This is a genomic window from Streptomyces sp. BBFR25 (assembly GCF_044590125.1).
Lineage (GTDB): Bacteria > Actinomycetota > Actinomycetes > Streptomycetales > Streptomycetaceae > Streptomyces > Streptomyces canus_D.
On the sequence record NZ_CP172447.1, the window covers coordinates 952,288 to 974,240 of the forward strand.

The 21,953-nt window shown below is 72.3% G+C and carries 22 protein-coding genes; 13 read left to right on the forward strand and 9 right to left on the reverse strand.

The annotated features are described in order from the left end of the window. The first annotated feature begins 27 nt into the window (after positions 1–27). Positions 28–378: a hypothetical protein gene (locus tag ACGH52_RS04105; protein ID WP_076977667.1), complete on the forward strand. Its 351-nt coding sequence runs from the start codon at positions 28–30 to the stop codon at positions 376–378. A gap of 47 nt (positions 379–425) precedes the next feature. Here the strand turns inward: ACGH52_RS04105 and ACGH52_RS04110 are convergent, their stop codons facing one another. Next, positions 426–1,622, reverse strand: a complete 1,197-nt coding sequence (locus tag ACGH52_RS04110; RefSeq protein ID WP_076977666.1) for a globin domain-containing protein — start codon at positions 1,620–1,622, stop codon at positions 426–428. A gap of 72 nt (positions 1,623–1,694) precedes the next feature. Next, positions 1,695–2,141, reverse strand: coding sequence for a nitric oxide-sensing transcriptional repressor NsrR (gene nsrR, locus ACGH52_RS04115; RefSeq protein ID WP_059298901.1), 447 nt, complete (start codon positions 2,139–2,141; stop codon positions 1,695–1,697). A gap of 149 nt (positions 2,142–2,290) precedes the next feature. On the opposite strand from nsrR, the gene ACGH52_RS04120 reads away from it, so the two are divergent. Beyond that, positions 2,291–2,734 (forward strand): hypothetical protein, encoded by a 444-nt coding sequence (locus tag ACGH52_RS04120; protein ID WP_210976884.1) that lies wholly within the window; start codon positions 2,291–2,293, stop codon positions 2,732–2,734. A 53-nt stretch (positions 2,735–2,787) separates the two neighbouring features. On the opposite strand, the gene ACGH52_RS04125 is transcribed toward ACGH52_RS04120, so the two are convergent. Together ACGH52_RS04125 and ACGH52_RS04130 are read right to left on the reverse strand one after the other, a co-directional pair. Beyond that, positions 2,788–4,509 (reverse strand): MFS transporter, encoded by a 1,722-nt coding sequence (locus tag ACGH52_RS04125; protein WP_210976885.1) that lies wholly within the window; start codon positions 4,507–4,509, stop codon positions 2,788–2,790. Continuing rightward, positions 4,506–4,994 carry a MarR family winged helix-turn-helix transcriptional regulator gene (locus ACGH52_RS04130; RefSeq protein ID WP_399937644.1) on the reverse strand — a complete coding sequence of 163 codons (489 nt, stop codon included), beginning with the start codon at positions 4,992–4,994 and terminating at the stop codon, positions 4,506–4,508. Before ACGH52_RS04130 ends, ACGH52_RS04125 begins: the two co-directional genes overlap by 4 nt. A 112-nt stretch (positions 4,995–5,106) precedes the next feature. On the opposite strand from ACGH52_RS04130, the gene ACGH52_RS04135 reads away from it, so the two are divergent. Further along, the gene (locus ACGH52_RS04135; protein ID WP_121703147.1) at positions 5,107–5,799 is read left to right on the forward strand and encodes a GAF and ANTAR domain-containing protein; all 693 of its coding nucleotides are present in this window, start codon (positions 5,107–5,109) and stop codon (positions 5,797–5,799) included. A 72-nt stretch (positions 5,800–5,871) separates the two neighbouring features. Beyond that, complete coding sequence (locus ACGH52_RS04140) at positions 5,872–6,276, forward strand: hypothetical protein (protein WP_059298906.1); 405 nt, start codon at positions 5,872–5,874, stop codon at positions 6,274–6,276. Positions 6,277–6,300: 24 nt separating this feature from the next. Here the strand turns inward: ACGH52_RS04140 and ACGH52_RS04145 are convergent, their stop codons facing one another. After that, complete coding sequence (locus ACGH52_RS04145; RefSeq protein ID WP_399937648.1) at positions 6,301–7,458, reverse strand: enolase C-terminal domain-like protein; 1,158 nt, start codon at positions 7,456–7,458, stop codon at positions 6,301–6,303. A 156-nt stretch (positions 7,459–7,614) separates the two neighbouring features. Here ACGH52_RS04145 and ACGH52_RS04150 point away from each other — a divergent pair, with 156 nt between their 5' ends. Then, complete coding sequence (locus ACGH52_RS04150) at positions 7,615–8,418, forward strand: ribonuclease BN (protein ID WP_399937651.1); 804 nt, start codon at positions 7,615–7,617, stop codon at positions 8,416–8,418. Between the two features lie 15 nt (positions 8,419–8,433). Here ACGH52_RS04150 and ACGH52_RS04155 read toward each other — a convergent pair whose 3' ends face one another. The 3 genes from ACGH52_RS04155 to ACGH52_RS04165 form a co-directional block, all read right to left on the reverse strand. Further along, positions 8,434–9,477: an SDR family oxidoreductase gene (locus tag ACGH52_RS04155; RefSeq protein WP_210976888.1), complete on the reverse strand. Its 1,044-nt coding sequence runs from the start codon at positions 9,475–9,477 to the stop codon at positions 8,434–8,436. Further along, complete coding sequence (locus ACGH52_RS04160; RefSeq protein ID WP_076977657.1) at positions 9,474–11,276, reverse strand: thiamine pyrophosphate-requiring protein; 1,803 nt, start codon at positions 11,274–11,276, stop codon at positions 9,474–9,476. The genes ACGH52_RS04155 and ACGH52_RS04160 overlap by 4 nt, the downstream gene beginning before the upstream one ends. Positions 11,277–11,393: 117 nt before the next feature. Then, the gene (locus tag ACGH52_RS04165) at positions 11,394–12,452 is read right to left on the reverse strand and encodes a LacI family DNA-binding transcriptional regulator (protein ID WP_059298910.1); all 1,059 of its coding nucleotides are present in this window, start codon (positions 12,450–12,452) and stop codon (positions 11,394–11,396) included. 191 nt (positions 12,453–12,643) lie between these two features. Between ACGH52_RS04165 and ACGH52_RS04170 the strand changes: the two genes are divergently transcribed. The 6 genes from ACGH52_RS04170 (at position 12,644) to ACGH52_RS04195 (ending at position 19,687) form a co-directional block, all read left to right on the forward strand. Next, complete coding sequence (locus ACGH52_RS04170; RefSeq protein WP_076977655.1) at positions 12,644–13,570, forward strand: carbohydrate ABC transporter permease; 927 nt, start codon at positions 12,644–12,646, stop codon at positions 13,568–13,570. A gap of 7 nt (positions 13,571–13,577) precedes the next feature. Further along, positions 13,578–14,528: a carbohydrate ABC transporter permease gene (locus tag ACGH52_RS04175; RefSeq protein WP_399937656.1), complete on the forward strand. Its 951-nt coding sequence runs from the start codon at positions 13,578–13,580 to the stop codon at positions 14,526–14,528. A gap of 86 nt (positions 14,529–14,614) precedes the next feature. After that, entirely contained in the window at positions 14,615–15,970 is a 1,356-nt protein-coding gene (locus ACGH52_RS04180) for an ABC transporter substrate-binding protein (RefSeq protein ID WP_399937659.1), read from the forward strand. Positions 15,971–15,995: 25 nt separating this feature from the next. After that, on the forward strand, positions 15,996–18,041 hold the full coding sequence (locus tag ACGH52_RS04185; protein WP_121703635.1) for a beta-galactosidase: 2,046 nt from the start codon (positions 15,996–15,998) through the stop codon (positions 18,039–18,041). A 95-nt stretch (positions 18,042–18,136) separates the two neighbouring features. Beyond that, positions 18,137–18,784 carry a sugar O-acetyltransferase gene (locus tag ACGH52_RS04190; RefSeq protein WP_210976891.1) on the forward strand — a complete coding sequence of 216 codons (648 nt, stop codon included), beginning with the start codon at positions 18,137–18,139 and terminating at the stop codon, positions 18,782–18,784. A gap of 111 nt (positions 18,785–18,895) precedes the next feature. After that, positions 18,896–19,687 (forward strand): SAM-dependent methyltransferase, encoded by a 792-nt coding sequence (locus ACGH52_RS04195; protein WP_059298916.1) that lies wholly within the window; start codon positions 18,896–18,898, stop codon positions 19,685–19,687. A 32-nt stretch (positions 19,688–19,719) separates the two neighbouring features. Here ACGH52_RS04195 and ACGH52_RS04200 read toward each other — a convergent pair whose 3' ends face one another. Continuing rightward, the gene (locus ACGH52_RS04200; protein WP_059298917.1) at positions 19,720–19,905 is read right to left on the reverse strand and encodes a hypothetical protein; all 186 of its coding nucleotides are present in this window, start codon (positions 19,903–19,905) and stop codon (positions 19,720–19,722) included. Between the two features lie 157 nt (positions 19,906–20,062). Here ACGH52_RS04200 and ACGH52_RS04205 point away from each other — a divergent pair, with 157 nt between their 5' ends. Continuing rightward, positions 20,063–21,235, forward strand: a complete 1,173-nt coding sequence (locus tag ACGH52_RS04205; protein WP_399937664.1) for a spore photoproduct lyase family protein — start codon at positions 20,063–20,065, stop codon at positions 21,233–21,235. Positions 21,236–21,320: 85 nt separating this feature from the next. Next, positions 21,321–21,887 carry an MSMEG_1061 family FMN-dependent PPOX-type flavoprotein gene (locus tag ACGH52_RS04210; RefSeq protein WP_399937667.1) on the forward strand — a complete coding sequence of 189 codons (567 nt, stop codon included), beginning with the start codon at positions 21,321–21,323 and terminating at the stop codon, positions 21,885–21,887. Positions 21,888–21,953: the final 66 nt, after the last annotated feature.

Sequence of the window (21,953 nt, forward strand, 5' to 3'; positions counted from 1 at the left end):
CCGCCAGGCGACGGATCGGAGGCCGCGATGCTGTCCCACACCCTGGAGCATGGGGTCCTGGTCATCACGGTGGACCAGGACCCGGGAATCGACGGGCGGGCCACGCTGACCACGCACATCACCAACCTGGTCGACGCCCATCAGCCGACCCCCGTCGTCATCGTCCTGACCGACCGGGCGGGCGGCCACGCCGCGGTCAGCGCGGTGCTCCGGGCGCACCAGTGGTGCGGGCGGCTCGGTGTCCTGATGTCGGTGGTGACCCACAGCGCGCCGGTCCGGCGGCTGCTGGAGGCCAACGCCGACAGCTCGGGGCCGCGCCTGGTGGTGCACGCCCGCGTCGACACCGCGATCAGCACCGCGTTCACCGCGGCGGCCTAACGCACGTACCGGAGTTCTTCGGCGGCCCTCGGCGGCCCCGTCCGCCGTTACTGCCGCCCGAGCCAGAGGTCGGGGCCGAAGACCTCGTAGTGGATGGCCTCGGCGGGCACCCCGCGGCGCAGCAGGTCGCCGCGGACCGCGCGCATGAACGGCACCGGCCCGCACAGGTAGACCGTGAGGCCCTCGGGCAGGTCGAGGCCGGTGAGGTCGGCGCGACCGGTGGACGCCTCCGGCGCCCGGTCGCCCGGCTCCTCGTACCACAGGTGGAGCCGGGCGCCGGGCAGCGCGCGCACCAGGTCGAGCTGCTCCTGCCGGTGGGCGTGGTCGTCGGGGGTGCGGTCGGCGTGCACGACGGTCACCGGACGGGTGGCGCCGGCGGCGGCCAGGTGGTCGAGCATGGAGAGGATCGGCGTGACGCCGATACCGGCGGAGGCCAGCAGCAGCGGGCCGTCGTGCTCCGCCAGGGCCAGGTCGCCGGCGGGCAGCGACACGTTGAGCACGTCGCCCTTGCGGGCGTTCGCGTGCAGCCAGGAGGAGACCTCGCCGTCCGGCTGTCCGTCCCCCCGGACCCGCTTCACGGTGATCCGCCGGCCGGAACGGCCGGGGGCGTTGGACAGGCTGTACTGGCGTATCTGCCGGGCGCCGTCGGGCAGTTCGACCTGGACGCTGACGTACTGGCCCGGCTGGAACGGTACGACGGGGCGGTCGTCGGCCGGCACGAGAACGAAGGAGACCGCGTCCGCGCTCTCCTCGACCCGGTCGACGATCTCCATGGGGCGCCAGACGTCTCCGTCCGCGACGCCCTGCTGCGCGTAGAGCCGCGCCTCCAGGGCGATGAGCGCGTTGGCCATCAGCCAGTAGACCTCGTCCCAGGCCCGGGCGACCTCGGGGGTGACGGCGTCACCGAGCACGTCGACGACGGCGGCCATGAGGTGCCGGTGGACGATCGCGTACTGGTCGGAGGTGATGCCCAGCGAGGCGTGCTTGTGGGATATGCGCGAGAGCATCACGTCGGCGCGTTCGTCCGGGTTCTCCAGCAGCAGACCGGCGAACGCGGCGACGGAGCCCGCCAGGGCCCGCTGCTGCTCGCCGTTGGCCTGGTTCCCGCGGTTGAACAGGTCCCGCAGCAGTTCGGGGTGGGCGTCGAAGAGCTTGCGGTAGAACAGGTCGGCGATCTCGCCGATGGCCGCTCCGACAGCGGGGAGAGTGGCTCGGACCACGGGAACGGACTGTTCGGAGAGCACAGCGACTCCTTAATTGGTAGATGAGATTCGTGTTTTACTGCACAGCCGGGCACCCCTCGGGGCCGCCCCCGGTCATCCCGAGGGGCGGTCCGTCAGGCCGATCAGGACCGGGCCCGCCGGGGAGGCCACCAGGTCGGTCACGGTCAGCGGGTCGAGCGCGGCGTAGAACGCCTCCTGGGCGTCGCGGAGCGCCCCGCGCAGTCGGCAGGCCCCGCGCAGCGGGCAGGGGTTGTCACCCTCGCACTCGACCACCTCGGCATCGCCCTCGAGTTCGCGCACCAGCCAGCCCACCGAGGCGCGCCGCCCCAGGTCGGTCAGGATCAGTCCGCCGCCGCGACCGCGCCGCGCCTCCACCACACCCAGGTGCTGCAAGCGGGTGATGGCCTTCGCGGCGTGCGTGTACGGCACACCGACGACCTCGGCCACCTCTCGGGTGGCCATCGGTTCGTCCCCGTCTCTCACGACCGCCAGGCGCATGACGGAACGCAGCGCCAGGTCGGTGAACTTCGTCAGCCGCACACCGGGAAGCTATCAAATACGCATGCTAGATTCGCCTTTACCCGGGGTACGGGCCCTGTGCGGTGCGTCACTGGACGGCCGCACCCGGGGCACACCGCCCAAGAGGACGGCGTGCGGGCACGGTTGGGCAAACGGATCGGCGACATCTGATGGCAGTGGAAGACGGCGGCTCCCCCGGCACGGCGGCGGGCCCTCCCCTCCCCCGGGTGCTGTGCGACACGGCGTCGCTCGTGGCCCTGGGCGCCGACGCGCCGACCGGAGCGCTGTGGAAACTGGCGGAACCAGGACGGCAGCTCGACGCCAACGTCGTCCGCCTCCCCGCCGGAGGGCGGGTGGACGCCCACACCGAGCCCGACCTCGACGTCCTGCTCCTCGTCCTGGACGGCGCGGCCCGCCTCGACTCCGCCGACGGCGGGCAGCCCCTGCGCACCGGCGTCCTGACCTGGCTGCCGCACGGCTCGTCCCGGGCCGTTGAGGCCGGCCCGGACGGGGTGACGTACCTGACCGTGCACCGCCGGCGTCCCGGTCTGCGCATCCAGCCGCCGGAGGCCGCCGACCGGCTGCGGCAGTCCCTGGGCGGCGACGGTGTCTGATCAGACGGGGCAGGCGTCCTGGGCCGGGGCGCCGCTCCGTGCCCCGAGGGCGCTCACCGCGTCTCGGCGCGCAGCTGGGTGAGGGACCGGGCGGTCAGGGGCCTGGGCTCCTCGTCGGGGTCGACGAGGACGACGGTGCAGGTGGCGGCGTGGGTCAGGGCGCTGGTGAAGCTGCCCTCGGCGAACTGGGCCAGCGGACCGCGCGGCGAGCGGCCGACCGCGACCGTGCGGGCCCCGGCCTCGGCGGCGTGCCGGGCCAGGGCGCGGCCCGCGGCGGCGTGGTCGCCGACGCCGGTGAGGATCTGGCCGGTGGCGGCCACCCCGAGGCCGCCCAGCCGGTCGAGGTGCGCGGTGACGGCGGCCTCGGCCTCCGCCTCGGTCTCGGTGTCGGCGGCCTGCTCCTCGACGACGGCGGTCTGCCGTACGTGCACGACCTCCAGTGGGCTCCTGGTGTCGCGGGCGAGGCGAGCCGCGGCGTCCACGACGGCGGCCGACTCGTGGTGGGTGCCGACGGCCACGATCACGGGCGGCGCGTCGGTCGGCGCCGGGGTGCCGACGGGCGTCAGCGTCGGGGGGACGGGTTCTCCCGCGCCGGTGTCCGCCTCGGCCCGGCGGAGCAGCCGGTGCCCGCCGGCCAGGACCGGGACGGCGAGGAGGAAGGTGGCGGCACCGAGGTAGAAGGGGACGCTCAGGTCGGAGGCGTCGGCGAGCTTTCCGGCGACGTAGGGGGCCAGTCCGCCGCCGATGAAGCGCAGGAAGCCGTACGCGGAGGAGGCCACGGGACGCTCGACCGGCGAGACGAGCATGACGGCCTGGGTGGTGAGGGTGTTGTTGATGCCGATGAAGGCGCCACTGACGACGACCGCGACGATCACGGTCGTGGGGTCCGTGACGCCCACGGCTATGACGGCCATGACGATGGCAAGGCCGAGCAGGTTGGCGTAGAGGACGGGCGCGGTGCCGTAGCGGGCCTGCAGGCGGGGCGCGAAGAAGACGCTGAAGGCGGCGACCAGCAGACCCCAGGCGGTGAAGACCAGGCCGAGTTCGTGGGCGTCCAGCTCCATCGGGTACGGGGCGTAGCCGAGCATGGTGAAGAAGCCCCAGTTGTACAGCAGGGCCATGATGCCCATGGTCAGCAGGCCGCGATGGCGCAGGGCCTTCAGCGGGGCGAGTGGTGACGTGACCCGCTCGGGCCTGGGCAGGTCGGGGACGAAGGCGAGGGTGGCGATCAGGGCGACGGCCATCAGGGCGGCGACGCCGAAGAACGGGCCGCGCCAGCTGATGCCGCCCAGCTCGCCGCCGAGCAGGGGGCCGACGGCGATGCCGAGGCCCAGGGCGGTCTCGTAGAGGATGATCGCGCCGCTGAAGCCGCCGCTGGCGGAGGCCACGATGACCGCGAGGGAGGTGGCGATGAAGAGGGCGTTGCCCAGTCCCCAGCCCGCCCGGAAGCCGACGATGCCGTTGATGGAGTCGGTGGCACCGGCCAGGGCGGCGAAGACGACGATGACGGCGAGGCCGGTGACCAGGGTGCGCTTGGCGCCGATGCGGCTGGAGACCCAGCCGACGAAGAGCATGGCGACGGCGGTGACGATCAGGTAGCTGCTGAACAGCAGGGAGACCTGGCTGGGCGTGGCGTCGAGGCTCTCGGCGAGCGCCGGCAGGATCGGGTCGACCAGGCCGATGCCCATGAACGAGATGACGCAGGCGAAGGCGACGGCCCAGACGGCCCTGGGCTGCCGGAAGGGACTGGCGGCCTTTCCACGGGGTGCACTCATGCGCGGTCTTCCTCCGGGGTGGACGGACGGTTGCGGATGACCCGGGCCAGGGCCAGGAGCGCGGTGGTGGTGGCCTCCCGCTCCGGCCCGGTCATGTCCTCCATGAGCTGCCGCAGGACTCCGGCACGCTCGGCGCGCCGGGCGGCCAGGACCTCGGCGCCGGTGGACGTCACCGCCACGAGCACGGCGCGGCCGTCGCTCGCGTCGGCGGTGCGCCGGACCAGACCGGCGCGCTCCAGGCGCGTGACGAGCTGGGTCATGTTCGGCTGGGAGACGCCCTCGGCCCTGGCCAGCTCGGTCAGCCGCCGGGGGCCCTCGCGGCTCAGCCTGGCCAGCGTCGAGGAGGCGGCGGTGCTCAGAGAGCCGGTCCGGGCGCTGTGCCGCACGTACCGGATCATCTGCTCCACGGCGATGATCAGATCGTCCGGGTCCGGTGCGTTCCGGGGCGGGCCGCTCGGGCCGTGACCCTCCTGCGGCGTATCCATAAGCGCATGATGCATTTAGATGTAGCTTGAAACAAGATGGCGCGCGGCGGCCTTCCCCGTTGCGTCCGTCCCTCCCCGGGGCAATGGTCAGGAGAGCGAGGGAGGAAACCGCATGGACGACTGGCGCGGGTTCGCGGAGCAGATGGCGTCGTTGGCGCGCGATCTGCTGGCCCAGGAATCGGTGAACGACACCCTGCGGCGGATCACGGCTTCGGCCACCGAGCTGGTGGCGGACTGCGACGCCGCCGGCATCCTCATCCTGCGCGGCGGCAAGGTGCAGTCACTGGCCCCCACGGAGCAGGTGGTGATCGACAGCGACGCACTGCAGGGGCGGGTCGGAGAGGGCCCGTGTTTCGACGCCGCGCGCTCCTCCACGGGGGAGCGCCAGTTCCGGATCGTCGACTTCACCGACGAGGCGGTGCGCTGGCCCAAGTACGTCCCGGAGGCGCGCAAGCTGAACCTCGGCAGCATGATGGGCTTCCTGCTGTTCACCGAGGACGAGGACCTCGGCGCCCTGAACCTGTACTCCTACCGTCCCGGCGCCTTCACCGAGGCCGACGAGACGGCCGGCTGGCTGCTGGCCTCCCACGCGGCGGTCGCCTTCTCCAGCGCCCGCACCCACGCGCAGTTGCAGGAGGCCATCGGCACCCGGCACACCATCGGGGAGGCCATGGGCATCCTCATGGGCAGGCACCGCCTGAGCGAGGACCAGGCCTTCGCCACGCTGCGCCGGTACTCGCAGGACCACAACGTCAAACTCCGGGACGTGGCGGCACGGGTCTGCGAACGGGGCGGCCTGCCCTGACGGAGCGCGGGGCGTTTGCTTCCCGCCCCGCTGGTAACTCCGGCATTCCGGACAACGAACCCGGGAGTCGCCATGTGGAAGCGCAAGGGCAGGAAGGACCGCCGAGCCGCGAAGCCGGTCCCCATGGAGCTGTGCGACCTGTGTGCCAGGGTCTTCCCCGAGGACGAGTCCGTGACGGGCTACGTGCCGGACTCGTCCGCGGCGCACGCCACCAAGGAGTGGTTCGACGGGCTGCGGCTCATCACCACGTGCTCGGACGACCACTTCGACGTGATCAAGGAAGGGTACGCGCACCGGCCCTTCGTGGACGAGGAGCTGTGGGCGGCGAAGCTGACCCGGGCCCTGACCACCGGCCCGCCGGCCCTGTCCATGGACCAGCTCGGGTCCCGCACGGGGCTCCAGGAGCCCCAGATACGCGCGGCCGTCGCCTGGCACAACGAGCGCGTGCGGGAGGCGCAGGAGCGCAGCGACCCGTGAGGCCACCGGGCCTCGGCGTCGGCGTCAGCGCGGCGGACGGACCCCGTACACCCGGTAGGGCTCCGCGTCGGCCCACCTGACGTCCAGGCCGAGGCCCGGCCGCGAGGTGTCGGGGCGCAGCGCCCCGCCCTGCGGCGACAGGACGCCGTCGAACAGCAGCCGCTCGACGCGCACGTGGTCGTGGAAGTACTCCAGGTGCCGCAGCCGCCGCACGGCGCAGAAGGCGTGGGCGGACACCGCGGGCGCGCAGTGCGCGGAGAGGTCCAGGTGCCGGACGGCGGCCAGACCGGCGACCTCCAGCACGCCGGTGATGCCCCCGCACCGGGTGACGTCGGCCTGGAGGCAGTCGACCGCGGGCCCCTCGGCCAGGTTGGCGAAGTCCTGGGCGGTGAAGGCGTACTCCCCCGCGGCGACCTCCAGACGGGCCGGGCCGCGCTCGCGCAGCATCCGCAGCCCCTCCAGGTCCGCGGAGCCGACCGGTTCCTCGAACCAGCGCACGTCCCACTCCTCGTGGAACCGGTGCGCCCAGTACAGGGCCTCCTTGCGGCCGAGCGCCCCGTTGGCGTCGGCGAACAGTTCCGTCCCGTCCCCGACCGCCCGGCGGACGGCGGTCAGGCGCCGCGGGTCGGACTCCGGTTCCCGTGAGGTCTTCAGCTTCACGCGCCCGATGCCCTCCTCGGCCCATCCGGCGAGCTGGCCGGTGAGGCGGTCCAGGGGGTAGTTGGTGAAGCCGCCGCTGCCGTAGACGGGCACCCGGTCGTGGTGGGCCGGCAGGAGCTGGACCAGCGGAAGTCCCAGCAGCCGCGCCTTGAGGTCCCACAGCGCCACGTCGACGGCGGACAGCGCCATGGCTCCCGCTCCGGGGCGGCCGGCGTTGCGCATCCGCGCGCCCATCCGCTCCCACAGGGCGGGCGGCGAGGTGACGGGGCTGCCCTCGACGACCGGCGTGAGCACCGAGTGCGCGAAGGACGCCACCGAGACGTCTCCGTAGGTGTAGCCGAGCCCGGTGCGCCCGCCGGCGTGCACGCGCACCAGGACCAGGGTCGTGGCGTCCCACTCCAGGGTGCCGTCCTGCTCGCGGCCCCCGGGACCGTCGGTGGGCACCTCGAAGGCGTGCACGTCGACCGCGTCGACCACGCACGCGTCCAGTGACCTCGTCTCCGGGCCGGTCACCGACGTCATCGCGCGCTCCCTCGCCGTTCGCGTACCCGGGGCCGGTTCCCCGCGCCGTCCGGTCCATGCGCGGGCCGTCCGGGTCAACCGACGTTTGTCCGGGCGCGGGCCGGGTCACTCAGTTCCCCGTCGCGAGCCATCGAAAGGACGCCCGAGGAGCACCCCGTGAACCGGTTGTGGCGGCCCTTCCACCGTGCGTGGGACTGGCTGGCCGCGTCCGCCCTGGTCCGGCGCGGCCGGGACCTGGAGCTGATGCACCGGGCCATGGGCTTCGCCACCCTCGCCCTGGTCACGCTCGCGCCGCTGCTGATCGTGGTGGCCGCGGCCGACCCGCTGGGACGCGGGGGCTTCGCCTCCTGGCTGGCCGACGGCATGGGGCTGTCCGGGCGGTCGGCCAAGGTGCTGACCGACATCATCAGCCCGCCGACCAAGGTCGTCGGCACGACGAGCGTGTGGGGCGGAATCCTGCTCGGCGTGTTCGGCGTGTCCTTCGCGGCGAGCGTCCAGAACGGCTACGAGCGCATCTGGGAACTGCCCACCGGTCCGTGGCACCGCATCTGGCGCCAGATGACCTGGGTGATCATGCTGACCGCCTACCTCTACCAGGAGGTGCAGACGCGGACCGCGCTGCACGGTTCGGCGCGGATCGCGCTGTCGACCGCCAGCGGCATGCTGTTCTTCTGGTGGGGCCAGCACTTCCTGCTGGGCGGCCAGGTCCGCTGGCGCGACCTGCTGCCGGGAGCGTTCGCCACGATGGTGGGCCTGATCGGCCTGCGCGGCTTCTCCTACCTCTTCTTCACACCGCTCATCCTCGACAACGCCTTCAGCTACGGCACGGTCGGCATCGTGCTGGTGGTGGAGTCCTGGCTGATCGGAGTGGGGTTCGTCGTCTTCGGCGGCGCGATGGTCGGGCACTGGTTCTGCGAGCACCACTGGTGGGCGCGGAACATCGACCGCAGACCGGACTGACCCGAGGGCGGTCCGTCAGCCGGCACGCCGGCGCAGTCCGCCCGCGAGTGCCGCGGCCACCGCCCCGGTCGCGGCCGTGGCCAGGGCCAGCGGCCGGCGGTTGCGGGAGATCCAGAACTGGAGGCTGCGCGGATGGGCCTCGTCGTCGAAGATCCCGTGCGCGCCGTAGTCGTCCGGGGCGGTGTCGTCCGGCGGCTTCCAGAGGTTGACCGGCCGCGAGGGGTCGACCGGCCGGTCCGTCTGCTGGCCGTCGTAGCCGGTGCGGGCCAGGTAGCGGTCGAGCAGACCCGGGGCGAACTTCTGGCCCAGCAGGGTGGCCACGGTGGAGCCGCCCACCCAGTACATGCGCCGCTCGGGATGGTCCGCGGCGTGCAGCACCGCCCTGGCGGCCACCTCGGGCTGGTAGACGGGGGCCACCGGGCGCGGATGGCGGGGCAGCCGGGTGAGGACCCAGCTGAACTGGGGCGTGTTGAGCCCGGGCATCTGCACCATCGTCACCCGCACCCCGCTGCGGTCGTGCAGCAGCTCGCAGCGCAGCGACTCGGTGAACCCCTGGATGGCGTGCTTGGCCCCGCAGTAGACGGCCTGGAGCGGGACGCTGCGTTCGGCCAGGGCCGATCCGACCTGGACGATGGTGCCGCGATCACGCGGTGTCATGCGCCGCAGCGCGGCCTGGGTGCCGTGGACGAAGCCGAAGTAGGTCACCTCGGTGGCCCGCCTCAGCTCCTCGGGCCGGATCTCCGGCACGGGCGCGAAGACGGTCGAGAACGCGGCGTTCACCCAGACGTCGATCGGGCCGAACTCCTCCTCGACACGGGTGGCCGCCGCGTCCACGGCGTCCGCGTCGGCGACGTCCACGACCAGCGGCAGCGCGCGTCCCCCGGCCTCGCGCACCTCCTCGGCCGCTCGTTCGAGAGCGTGCTCGCCCCGGGCGAGCAGGGCCACCGCGGCCCCGCGGGCGCCGAAAGCCCGGGCCGTGGCCCGACCGACGCCGCCGGTCGCGCCGGTGACGACGACGACCTCGGTGCCGTTCGCCGCCCGGTGCCGGGTGCCGCTCACTTCTTGCCCCGTCCGGGGAGGTGCTCGGCGTACTCGGTGAGCTTCTGGCGTACGCCCTTGGTGGCGATCCCGGTCAGCTCCGGGTCGTGCAGCGCCGCCTTGATGGCCTTCTTGCCCTGGTCCTTCATGATGTGCGGCGGGATCGGCGCGATCTCCGCGTCGACCTTGAACTCCAGGACCACGGGCCGGTCGGCGGCGAGCGCCTCGTCCCAGGCGGAGCCGACCTTCTTGGGATCGGCGCAGACGATGCCCTTGAGGCCGAGGAGTTCGGCGTAGGCGGCGTAGGGGACGTCGGGGATGACCTGGGAGCCCGGGTACTTGGGGTCTCCGGCCATGGCGCGCTGCTCCCAGGTGACCTGGTTGAGGTCCTGGTTGTTGAAGACGCAGAAGATCAGCGGTGCCGACCCGGACAGGCGGTCCAGGTAGCGCTTGACGGTGATCATCTCGTTCATGCCGTTCATCTGGAACGCGCCGTCCCCGATGAAGGCGATCACCGGGCGCTCGGGGTAGGCGAACCGCGCCGCGATGGCATAGGGCGTGCCCGGGCCCATCGTGGCCAGGGTGCCGGAGAGCGAGGCCTGCATGCCGTCGCGCAGCATGAGGTGGCGCGCCCACCAGTTGGTGCCCGAACCGGAGTCGGCCGTCAGGATGACGTCGTCGGGCAGCCGCGGCGAGAGTTCGGCGGCGACGGCCTGGGGGTTGATGGTCTTGCCGAAGTGCTCGCCCGCCCAGCGGTCGCAGAGGTCGTGCCACTCCCGCACGTCCTTCTCGATCTTCTCCCGCCAGCCCCGGTCCTCCTTGCGCTGGAGCATCGGGATGAGGGCGCGCAGGGTCTCCCTGGAGTCGCCGACGAGGTGGGCGTCCATGGGATACCGGATGCCGATCATGCGGCCGTCGATGTCGATCTCGACGCCCCGGGCCTGCCCCTCCTCGGGCAGCCACTCCGAGTACGGGAAGCTGCTGCCGACCATGAGCAGGGTGTCGCAGCCCTGCATCATGTTGTCGCTGGCCTTGCTGCCCAGCAGGCCGATGGGCCCGGTGACGTAGGGCAGGTCGTCGGGCAGGACCTCCCGGCCGAGCAGGGCCTTGGCGACACCGGCGCCGAGCAGTTCGGCGACCTCCTTCACCTCGGCCTCCGCCTTCGCCGCGCCCTGGCCGACGAGCATGGCGACCTTGTTCCCCGCGTTGAGGACGTCGGCGGCCCTGCGCAGCTCGTCGAGGTCGGGCAGGACCCGGGGGCGGCTCCAGCCCACGCTGGAGAAGACGGAGCCGTGCTCCCTGGGCGGGGAGGGCTGGGCCTCCTCCTCCTGGATGTCGTTGGGGATGATGATCGTGGCGACGCCCCGGGTGGTCAGCGCGGTCTTGAAGGCCCGGTCGATGACGTGCCGGGCCTGGCCCGGGTGCACGACCATCTGGCAGTACTCGGACACGTCCGCGAAGAGCTGGTCGAGGGCGATCTCCTGCTGGTAGTGGGTGCCCAGCGACAGCCGCTTCTGCTGGCCCACCACCGCCACCACGGGCTGGTGGTCGAGCTTGGCGTCGTAGAGGCCGTTGAGCAGGTGCACGGCGCCGGGACCCGACGTGGCGACGCAACAGCCCACCTCGCCGGTGAACTTGGCGTGGCCGCAGGCCATGAACGCGGCCATCTCCTCGTGCCTGGCCTGGATGAACTCCGGGTCGCCGGCGGCCCGGTCGAACGCGCCGAGCAGACCGTTGATGCCGTCACCCGGATAGCCGTACACCCGCTGGACGCCCCACTCGGACAGGCGCTGGAGCACGTAGTCGGCGACTTGGGTCATGGGGCTCTCCCGGGCGTGGGGGTACGGCGGTCGGCTTGTGGGGTTACCGTCACAGCCGCTCCCAAACCGGCGGTCCGTCCGCTTCCGCCCCTCTCGCGCCCGGCCCTCCAGCCCCTTCTAGCCCGGCGGCGGTGCCGTGCTCGCCCGGGTCACCAGCCGGGTCGGCACCAGCGTGGTGCCCCGCTCGGGACCGGCCGCGCGCATCTTGCGCAGCACGGCCCGCACGCACAGCCGTCCGACCTCGGCGAAGTCCTGGTGGACGGTGGTCAGCGGGGGCAGGAAGGAACCGGCCTCGGCGATGTCGTCGAAGCCGATGACGCTGACGTCCTCGGGCACGCGCCGGCCGCGTTCGTGCAGGGCGCGCAGCAGACCGAGGGCCATCTGGTCGTTGGCCGCGAAGACGGCGGTGCACTCCTCGCGCGCGGCGAGTTCCAGACCCGCCCGGTAGCCGGACTCCGCCGACCAGTCGCCGCGCACCAGGGGCGGCGGGGTGCGGCCCGCCTCGGTGAGCGTGCGCCGCCAGGCGTCGGCGCGGCGCTGGGCGGCGAAGGAGCCCTCGGGGCCGCCCAGGTGCCACACCGTGTCGTGCCCGAGGTCGAGCAGGTGGCGCACGGCGGCACGGCTGCCCCCCGCCTGGTCGGTGTCGACGACCGTGTAGGTGTCACCGGCGTCGGAGTCGACCACGACGACCTGGACGTGCGGCGGCAGGGTGAGGGACGCCGCGTCCAGGAGGTGGACCTCCATGATGACGATGACCGCGTCGACGGCCAGTTCCTCCAGGCGCGAGAACGCGCCGCGCACCTCGTCCTGGGTCGGGACGGCGACCGGCAGCAGCGTCACCGCGTACCCCTCGCTCGCCGCGGAGGTCGCGATCGCCTCCAGGGTGCGCACGTTGCCCGTGGTGGCCAGCGTGAAGGTGATGACGCCGATGGTGCGGAACTCGCCCCGCTTGAGGGCGCGGGCGGCGCTGTTGGGCCGGTAGCCCAGCTCCTTCATGGCCGCCAGCACCTGCCGTCGGGTCTCCTCGGTCACGCCCGCGTAGCCGTTGGAGACACGGGAGACGGTCTGCGAGGAGACTCCGGCCAGCCGGGCCACGTCCGCCATGGAGGCCGTGCGGTCCCGGCCGCGCCGGGGACGCGCGGGTCCGCTCGTCGGGACTTCCTCAGCCGTGCTCACTCGCCGTCAGCCGCCTCTCTGTCGCTGTCGGGTCCGGTGCGGAAGGACCCTTGACCGTCGTCATCGGGGCAGTGTAGACATGCCGCCATCGGATGTTTACGTAAACATAACAGCTCGGGGGCCTCTTCGCGGTGCCCGATGTTTACGCAACCATCGGGCGTGGCTCCAGGACGTGGACGAGCGAGGACGACATGACGACGCTGCAACCGCCGGCCGCCGCCGAGCCGCGGCCGGCCCCGCCCCCGGTGCGGCGGGACCGCCGTTCCTGGACGGGGTGGGGCTTCCTCGGCCCGTTCGTGGCCGTGTTCGCCCTGGTGTTCCTGGCGCCCCTCGCGTACTCGGTCTACCTCAGCCTCTTCCGCGACCAGCTGATCGGCGGGACCACCTTCGTCGGCCTCGACAACTACGGCGAGGCGCTGGGGGACGAGCGGTTCTGGGCGTCGCTCGGCCGGGTCTCGCTCTTCCTCGCCGTCCAGGTGCCGATCATGCTCGGCATCGCGCTGCTCGTGGCCCTGGCGCTGGACAGCGGCCGCCTCTACGGCCGCGACTTCTTCCGCGTCTCGATCTTCCTGCCGTACGCCGTGCCCGCCGTGGTGGCCACCCTGATGTGGGGCTTCATGTACGGCACCCGCTTCGGTCTGGTCGGCGACATCAACGGCGCGCTGGGTGTCTCGCTGCCCGACCCGCTCTCCCCCGACCTGGTGCTGGCCTCCATCGGCAACATCGTGACCTGGGAGTTCGTCGGCTACAACATGCTGATCTTCTACTCGGCGCTGCGGGTGGTCCCGCACTCGCTGTACGAGGCGGCCCAGATCGACGGCGCCGGCCAGCTCCGCGTGATCACCGCCATCAAGCTCCCGGCCATCCGCGGGGCCCTGGTGATCGCCACGATCTTCTCGATCATCGGCAGCTTCCAGCTCTTCAACGAGCCCAGCATCCTGCAGCCCCTGGCGCGCAACGCCATCACCACGGACTACACGCCGAACTACTACACCTACGCGCTGTCCTTCAACGGGCAGCAGCACAACTACTCCGCGACGGTCGCCATCGTCATGGGGCTGATCACCATGGTCGTCGCCTACGCCGTGCAGCTGCGCGGCATGCGCAAGGGAGTGTGAGGCAGCGATGACCGGTCCCGTCACCACCGTTTCCGACCGTGGTGCGCCCGCGCCCTCCGGCACCCCGGGCTCCGTCCCGCGGCTGCGTGCGCCCCGGCGCCGGCACTCCGCCGACAAACCCCGGCGCAGCGTGCTGCTGACCGCGCTCACCGCCCTCGTGCTGCTGTACAGCCTGGTGCCGCTGGTCTGGCTCGCCGTCAGCGCCACCAAGACGCAGGAGGGGCTGTCCCGTTCCTCCGGTCTCTGGTTCGACGGCGACTTCGCGCTGTGGGACAACATCACCGAGACGTTCACCTACGACGACGGCGTCTTCACCCGCTGGCTGCTCAACACCCTGCTGTACGTGGGCCTCGGCGCGGGCGGCGCCACCTTCCTCGCCGTGCTCGGCGGCTACGCGCTCGCCAAGTTCCGCTTCCCCGGCCGGAGTGCCGTCTTCGCCGTCGTCATCGGCGCGGTGGCGGTGCCGGGGACGGCGCTGGCGGTGCCGACCTTCCTGATGTTCAGCGAGATGGGGCTCACCAACACGCCCTGGGCGGTGATCATCCCGTCCCTGATCTCGCCGTTCGGCCTCTATCTGATGTGGGTGTTCGCCACCGAGGCCATCCCCACCGAGCTGATGGAGGCCGCCCGCATCGACGGAGCGGGCGAGGCGCGCACCTTCTTCCGGGTCGCGCTGCCGCTGCTGGCGCCCGGCATCGTCACCGTCCTGCTGTTCACCATGGTCGCGACCTGGAACAACTACTTCCTGCCGCTGGTCATGCTCAAGGACCCCGACTGGTACCCGCTGACCCTCGGGCTCAACAGCTGGAACCAGCAGGCCGCGACCGCGGGCGGCGAGGCCGTCTTCAATCTCGTCGTCACCGGGTCGCTCCTCACCATCCTGCCGCTGATCGCCGCGTTCCTGCTGCTCCAGAGGTACTGGCAGTCCGGTCTCGCCGCCGGAAGCGTCAAGGAGTAGCCCTCCCCCGCTCCTGCCCCTCACCCGACCACCCCGCCCGCCCTCAACCGGTGCCGTTCCGGCCACGAAGAAGTGGAAGCACGCCCATGCCCACACACCTGAGCACACGCTCGCGCCGCCTCCTGCGCGGCACGGCCCTCGTCTGCGCCCTCGCCCTGGGGGCGAGTGCCTGCGGCGACTCCGACGACGGGGGGTCGAGCGACAAGGCCGTCTCCGAGGCGGACATACAGGCGGCCCTCAAGGAGGGCGGCACCGTCACGGTCTGGGCCTGGGAACCCACCCTCAAGCAGGTCGCCGCCGACTTCGAGAAGGCGCACCCGGGCGTCAAGGTCGACCTGGTCAACGCCGGGACCAACAAGGACCAGTACACGGCGCTGCAGAACGCCATCTCGGCGGAGAAGGGCGTCCCGGACGTCGCCCAGATCGAGTACTACGCGATGGGCCAGTACGCCCTGACCGAGCAGCTCACCGACCTGAAGTCCTTCGGCGCCGACAAGCTCTCCGCCACGTTCTCCCCCGGTCCGTGGAACGGCGTGAAGGCCGGTTCGGACGGTGTCTACGCGCTGCCGATGGACTCGGGCCCGATGGCGCTGTTCTACAACAAGAAGGTCTTCGACAAGTACGACATCGAGGTGCCCACCACCTGGGCCGAGTACCTGGACGCCGCCCGCGACCTGCACAAGGCGGACCCGAAGGCGTACATCACCGCCGACAACGGCGACGCCGGATTCGCCACCAGCATGCTCTGGCAGGCCGGTTCACGCCCCTACACGGTCGACGGCACCAAAGTGAAGATCGACTTCTCCGACCAGGGCGCCAAGACCTTCACCGACACCTGGCAGCAGCTCATCGACGAGAAGCTGCTCGCCTCCGTCCCCGCCTGGACCGACGAGTGGTACAAGGGCCTCGCCGACGGCAGCATCGCGACGCTGGCGACCGGCGCCTGGATGCCGGCCAACCTGGAGTCCGGCGCGAAGGCGGCCTCCGGTGACTGGCGCGTCGCCCCCATGCCGCAGTGGACGGCGGGCGGCAGGGTCAGCGCCGAGAACGGCGGCAGCGCGCTGGCGCTCCCGGAGCTGGGCAAGAACGAGGCGCTGGCGTACGCCTTCGTCGAGTACGCCAACGCCGGTGACGGCGTGCAGACCCGGCTGAAGAACGGCGCCTTCCCGGCGACCACCGCGGATCTGCAGTCCACCACGTTCCAGGACACCGCCTTCCCGTACTTCGGCGGCCAGAAGGCCAACAAGGTCTTCGCCGAGTCGGCCGCGAACGTCCCCGACGACTGGTCGTACCTGCCCTACCAGGTCTACGCGAACTCGGTCTTCAACGACACCGTCGGCAAGGCATACGTCTCCGGCACCACGCTGGCCGAGGGTCTCGAGTCCTGGCAGGAGGCCTCCGTCAAGTACGGCGAGGAGCAGGGCTTCACCGTCGAGAAGTAGCGCACGCCCCACCGGAAGGACCGCCATGATCTCCACCCTCCACTCCCGCTCGCACCGCGCGGCGGACGGTGCGCCCGCCCCCCGCCTCGCCTACGGCGCCGACTACAACCCCGAGCAGTGGCCCCGGGAGGTGTGGCAGGAGGACGTACGGCTGATGCGCGAGGCCGGTGTCACCATCGTCTCGCTCGGCATCTTCTCCTGGGCCCGCATCCAGCCCGGCCCCGACGCCTGGGACTTCGCCTGGCTCGACGAGGTGATGGACCTGCTGCACGAGCACGGCGTCGGCGTCGACCTGGCGACCGCCACCGCCTCCCCGCCGCCCTGGCTGACCACCGCGCACCCCGAGATCCTCCCGGTCACCGACCGGGGCGAGACGCTGTGGCCGGGAGCGCGCCAGCACTGGCGCCCGACCTCGCCCGTCTTCCGCGAGCACGCCCTGCGCCTGGTCCGGAAGCTGGCCACCCGCTACGCCGACCACCCGGCGCTCGTCGCCTGGCACGTCAACAACGAGCTGGGCTGCCACAACGTCTACGACTACTCCGACGACGCGGCCCGCGCCTTCCGGGTCTGGCTGCGCGCGCGGTACGGCACGACGGACGCCCTCAACCACGCCTGGGGCACGGCGTTCTGGTCGCAGCGCTACGGCGACTGGGAGGAGATCCTGCCGCCCCGGCTGGCCGCCTCGCACCCGAACCCGACCCAGCAGCTGGACTTCAAGCGCTTCTCCTCGGACGCGCTCAAGGACCACCTGCGCGCGGAGCGGGACCTGCTGCGGGAGCTGACCCCCGGGGTTCCCGTCACCACCAACTTCATGGTGATGCCCGGCACCAAGGGCATGAACTACGCGGACTGGGCGGGCGAGGTGGACTTCGTCGCCAACGACCACTACGTCGTGCCGCACCCGCAGGCCCGCGACGAGCTGTCGTTCTCGGCGAACCTCACCAGCAACATCGCGGGCGGGCGCCCCTGGTTCCTGATGGAGCACTCCACCAGCGCCGTGAACTGGCAGCCCGTCAACCTGGCCAAGCGGCCGGGTGAGATGGCCCGGGACTCGCTGACGCACGTGGCGCACGGCGCCGACGCGGTCTGCTTCTTCCAGTGGCGCCAGTCGGCGGCCGGCGCGGAGAAGTACCACTCGGCGATGGTTCCGCACGCCGGTGCGGACAGCGACCTGTTCCGCGCGGTCACCGCGCTCGGCGACACGCTGAAGACGCTCGCGCCGGTCGCCGGGAGCGAGCGGGAGCCCGCCGAGGTGGGCATCCTCTTCGACTGGGAGTCGCGGTGGGCGAGCGAGCAGGACTCGCACCCCACCTCGCTGCTCGACTACCACCAGGAGGCGCTCGACTGGTACTCGGCGCTGCTCTCCCTGGGCGTGCGCGCCGACGTCGTCACCACCGGCGCCGACCTGAGCCGTCACCGGGTGCTGATCGCGCCGGTGCTGCACCTGGTCCCGGCCGGGCTGGCCAAGGACCTCACCCGCTACGCCGAGCAGGGCGGGCACCTGGTCACCACGTACTTCTCCGGCATCGTGGACGAGAACGACCACGTCTGGCTGGGCGGTTACCCGGGCGCGCTGCGGGACCTGCTCGGCATCCGCGTCGAGGAGTTCGGTCCGCTGCCCGCCGGGCAGAGCGTGGAGCTGGACGACGGCGGCACCGGCGGTCTGTGGACCGACCACGTCACCGTCACCGCCCCCGGGACCGAGGTGCTCGTCCGCTACCGCACCGGTGCGCACGCGGGCCGCCCCGCGGTCACCCGGCGCCCGACGGGCGGCGGTTCGGCCGCCTACGTGTCCACCCGGCTCGGCTCCGAGGGGCTGGCCGCGCTGCTGCCGAGGCTGCTGGAGCCGGCCGGGGTGACGAGCGAACTGCCCGCCCCGGTGCGCGGCCGGGTAGAGACCACCGTGCGCCGCGGCCCCGGCGGACGCTTCCTGTTCCTGGTCAACCGGACCGACGAGGCCGTCACCGTCCCCGGGCTCACCGGAGAGGTCCTGGTGGGCGACACCGGTGACGAGGGCGCCGTCGTCCTGGCGGGCCGGGGAGTCGCCGTCCTGCGCACGCCCACCGACTAGGCGCACCTCCGCACCACCACCCCGCCTCCCCGGAGCGGCACGCGTCAGCTCCGGGGGGCGTTCCGGCCCGTCCCGTACGGACACGAGGAGACCGCATGACCACCGACCCCCGTGAGCGCGAGGTCCGCCGCAAAATGGCGGCCCGGGAGCTGTACTCGGACGGCGCCCCGGGCCTGGAGGGCCTGGCGGAGGAGCGGCTGCGCGGCAAGGAACTGGCCGACGCCTACAACCGGACCGGCCCGCGGGACGAGGAGGGACGCCGGGCGATCCTGAAGGAGATGTTCGCCGCGCTGGGCACGGGGGTGTGGATCGAGCCGCCGCTGCACGTGGCCTACGGCAACCGGGTGCACGTGGGCGACGACGTGTACGCCAACTTCGGCCTCACCCTCGTCGACGACGTCGAGGTCTTCGTCGGGGACCGGGTGATGTTCGCCCCGCACGTGACCGTCAGCACCACCGGCCACCCCGTCCACCCGGACCTGCGCCGGGACGGCACGCAGTTCTCGGCGCCGGTGCGCATCGAGGACGACGTGTGGATCGGGGCCGGTGCGCTGATCATGCCGGGCGTGACCGTCGGCCGGGGCTCGGTGGTCGGCGCGGGCAGTGTCGTGACGGCCCACGTGCCGCCGATGACGGTCGTCGCCGGGACTCCGGCCCGGGTGCTGCGCGAGATCACCGACGCCGACCGCGCGTGGGCCTACCGTCCGCCCCGCACCCTGGGCCGCCCCGGCCGGGACGGATGACCGGGGTGAGCGGCAACTTCCGCCACTCGTGCGGCACATGGCACGGCGGCACCGCAGTACGATGATCGAGAACTGCGGTGGAGCGTCACCTCCCGGAGCACGGAGCCTGCCATGACCACGGACCACACCCAGCCTCCCCACATCGACACCGGCCGGGCCCACCCCGCGCGGGTCTACGACTGGCTGCTGGGCGGCAAGGACAACTACCCCGTCGACGAGGCGGTGGGCGAGACCCTGCCGCCCGAGGCGCGGGACGCGGCGCGGCAGAACCGCGCGTTCATGAACCGCGCGGTGGCGCACCTCGCCGCGCAGGGCATCGACCAGTTCCTGGACATCGGCACGGGCATCCCGACCGAGCCCAACCTGCACCAGATCGTCCAGCGGACGGTGCCGGCGGCCCGGGTCGTCTACGCCGACAACGACCCGATCGTGCTGCGGCACGCGGAGGCCCTGCTGGTCAGCAGCCCGGAGGGGGCCACGGACTACATCCAGGCCGACGTCCGGGAGCCCGAGGAGATCGTGCGGCACGCCCGCGGGATCCTGGACTTCGACCGGCCGATCGCGCTGTCGCTGATCGCGCTGATGCACTTCGTCCCGGACGACCAGGACGCCCACGGCATCGTCCGGGGCCTGGTCGAGACCCTCCCCCCGGGCAGCCACCTGGTCCTCTCGCACGCCGCGATCGACCTCTTCCCCGAACTGGCGGAGCAGGTGATCGCCCAGTACGCCAAGGGCGGCATCCGTCTCGGCTTCCGCACCCGGGCGGAGGTCGCCCGCTTCTTCGACGGCCTGGAACTGCTGCCGCCCGGCCTGGTCACGGCCACCGAGTGGTACGGCGAGGGCATGGAGCCGCCCGCGCCGGAGGAGAGCGGTATCTACGCGGGCGTGGCGCGCATCCCCTGACAGCTGGCACGGGAGCTGACGGTGGCGGTGGCTCAGCGGCGGCGCCCCCGCGCCGCCCAGCCGCTGCCGATCCCGGCGACGTGCAGGGCCAGCAGGGCGAGGCCGATGAGCATGACGTTGGTGGAGGTGAAGACGTCGTTGGTCGAGACCTCCGCCGCGTTGATCAGCCAGGCGATGAGGAACAGAACCGCCGCGATGATGGCGAGCACGGTGTACATCCCTTCGGATCGGCGGCACCGGAGCGGTGCCGTGTCTCGCGTATGCCCCCGACGGGCCGCGTGACACGGCGGCGGGCACCGAAGGCTCCGTACAGTGGAGGGACCGGACCGCGGCGACATCGCGCGGTCCCTCCCGCATCCCGCCCCGGAGCCCCCCATGCACGACCCGTCCACCGCGCCGGACGACGGCTCCGGCACCCTGTTCGGCCTGGACGCCCTCTCGCCCCCCGCGACGCCCGCCGCCGGACCGCTCTTCCGGGACTCCGCCGCCGCCCGCCGGCTGCTGCCGGTGCGGGAGATCCACGCCGAGCCGGCCGCCGCCGCCTCCCCGCGCGGCCGTCAGGTCCTCGCCCGGTTTCCCGACGCCCGCGTGGTCGAGGTGGACTCCCACTGGGGCATCCCCGGGCTGCACGGCAACGAGGGCAACGTCGAGCGCTGGGTGCGGGTCAAGGGCGAGACGCTGGTCCTGGGCGAGCGGAAGACCCTGGCCACCCGGCCCAACGGCCGCTCCGCGGACTGGATCGCGCCCGGCGCCTCCAACGGCTGCGCCATGGCCTGCGCCTACTGCTACGTGCCGCGCCGCAAGGGGTACGCCAACCCCGTCACCGTCTTCACCAACGTCGACCGGATCATCGCCCACCTCGGCCGGCACATCGCCCGGCAGGGACCCAAGCGCGAGCCGAACCAGTGCGACGCCGACGCCTGGGTCTACGACATCGGTGAGAACGGCGACTGCTCGGTGGACGCCCTGATCTGCGACAACACCGCGGACCTGGTGCACGCCTTCGGGCAGTGGCCGACGGCCAAGGCGTCCTTCGCGACGAAGTTCGTCAATCCCGACCTGCTCGCCCTGAACCCGCGCGGCCGGACCCGGATCCGCTTCTCCCTGATGCCGCCGGACGACTCCCGGATGCTGGACGTGCGCACCTCCCCCGTCGCCGAGCGCATCGCCGCGGCCGGCGACTTCCTGGACGCCGGGTACGAGGTGCACTTCAACCTCTCCCCCGTGGTGGTGCGGCCGGGATGGGAGGAGGCCTGGGCGGAGCTGCTGCGACACCTCGACGACGTTCTGCCCGAGCGGGTCAAGCGGCAGGCCGCCGCCGAGGTGATCATGCTGACGCACAACCGGGAGCTGCACGAAGTCAACCTGGGCTGGCACCCACGGGCCGAGGAGGTGCTGTGGCGAGAGGAGATCCAGCAGGCCAAGCGCTCGGAGAACGGCGCGCTCAACGTGCGTTACCGGGCGGACGTCAAGGCCGGGGCGGTCGCCCGGCTCCGTGCGCTGGTCGCCGAGCACACGCCCTGGCTGCGGATCCGGTACGCCTTCTGAGAGCGGCCCCCGATAATGTTGCGTGTGCAACAACCGCCGGGAGCAGTACGTCCGGCAGTTCCGCGAGCACACTGGGGAGCCGGCCTTGCCGCACACGATCGACCCGACCGGAGACCGGCCGGACGCCGCCACCACCGAGGAGGGCTGGGTCGAACTCGGCTCGCGCGCACAACTGCGCGAGCTGCTGGGCGAACCCTGGCCCGTCGTCATCGACAAGGTGCACGACCGGCTCACGGACGAGGACCGGGACATCCTGGCCCGCTCCCCCTTCTGCCTCCTGGCGACCTCCGACGCGGGCGGCAACTGCGACGTCTCGCCCCGCGGCGACGTCCCCGGCTCCACCCACGTGGTCGACTCGCGCACCCTCGCCCTGCCGGACCGTCCGGGCAACCGGCGCGGGGACAGCTTCCACAACATCCTCGACAATCCGCATGCCGGTCTGCTCTATCTGATCCCCGGCAGCAAGGAAGTGCTGCGGGTCAACGGCCGGGCCCGGCTCCTCACCGACGCCCCCTTCTTCGACGCGATGGCGCGTGACGGACGGCGTCCGGACCTCGCGCTGCTCCTGGAGATCGACGAGATCTACCTCCACTGCCCGATGTCCCTGAACCGGGCGGGGCTGTGGAAACCCCGTCCCCGGCAAGCAAGTTGAGCCTGACGCTCCGCCGGGGAACGAAGGAGGGGGCAACCGCCCCGGTGCCGGTGTGAGCCCCGTCTC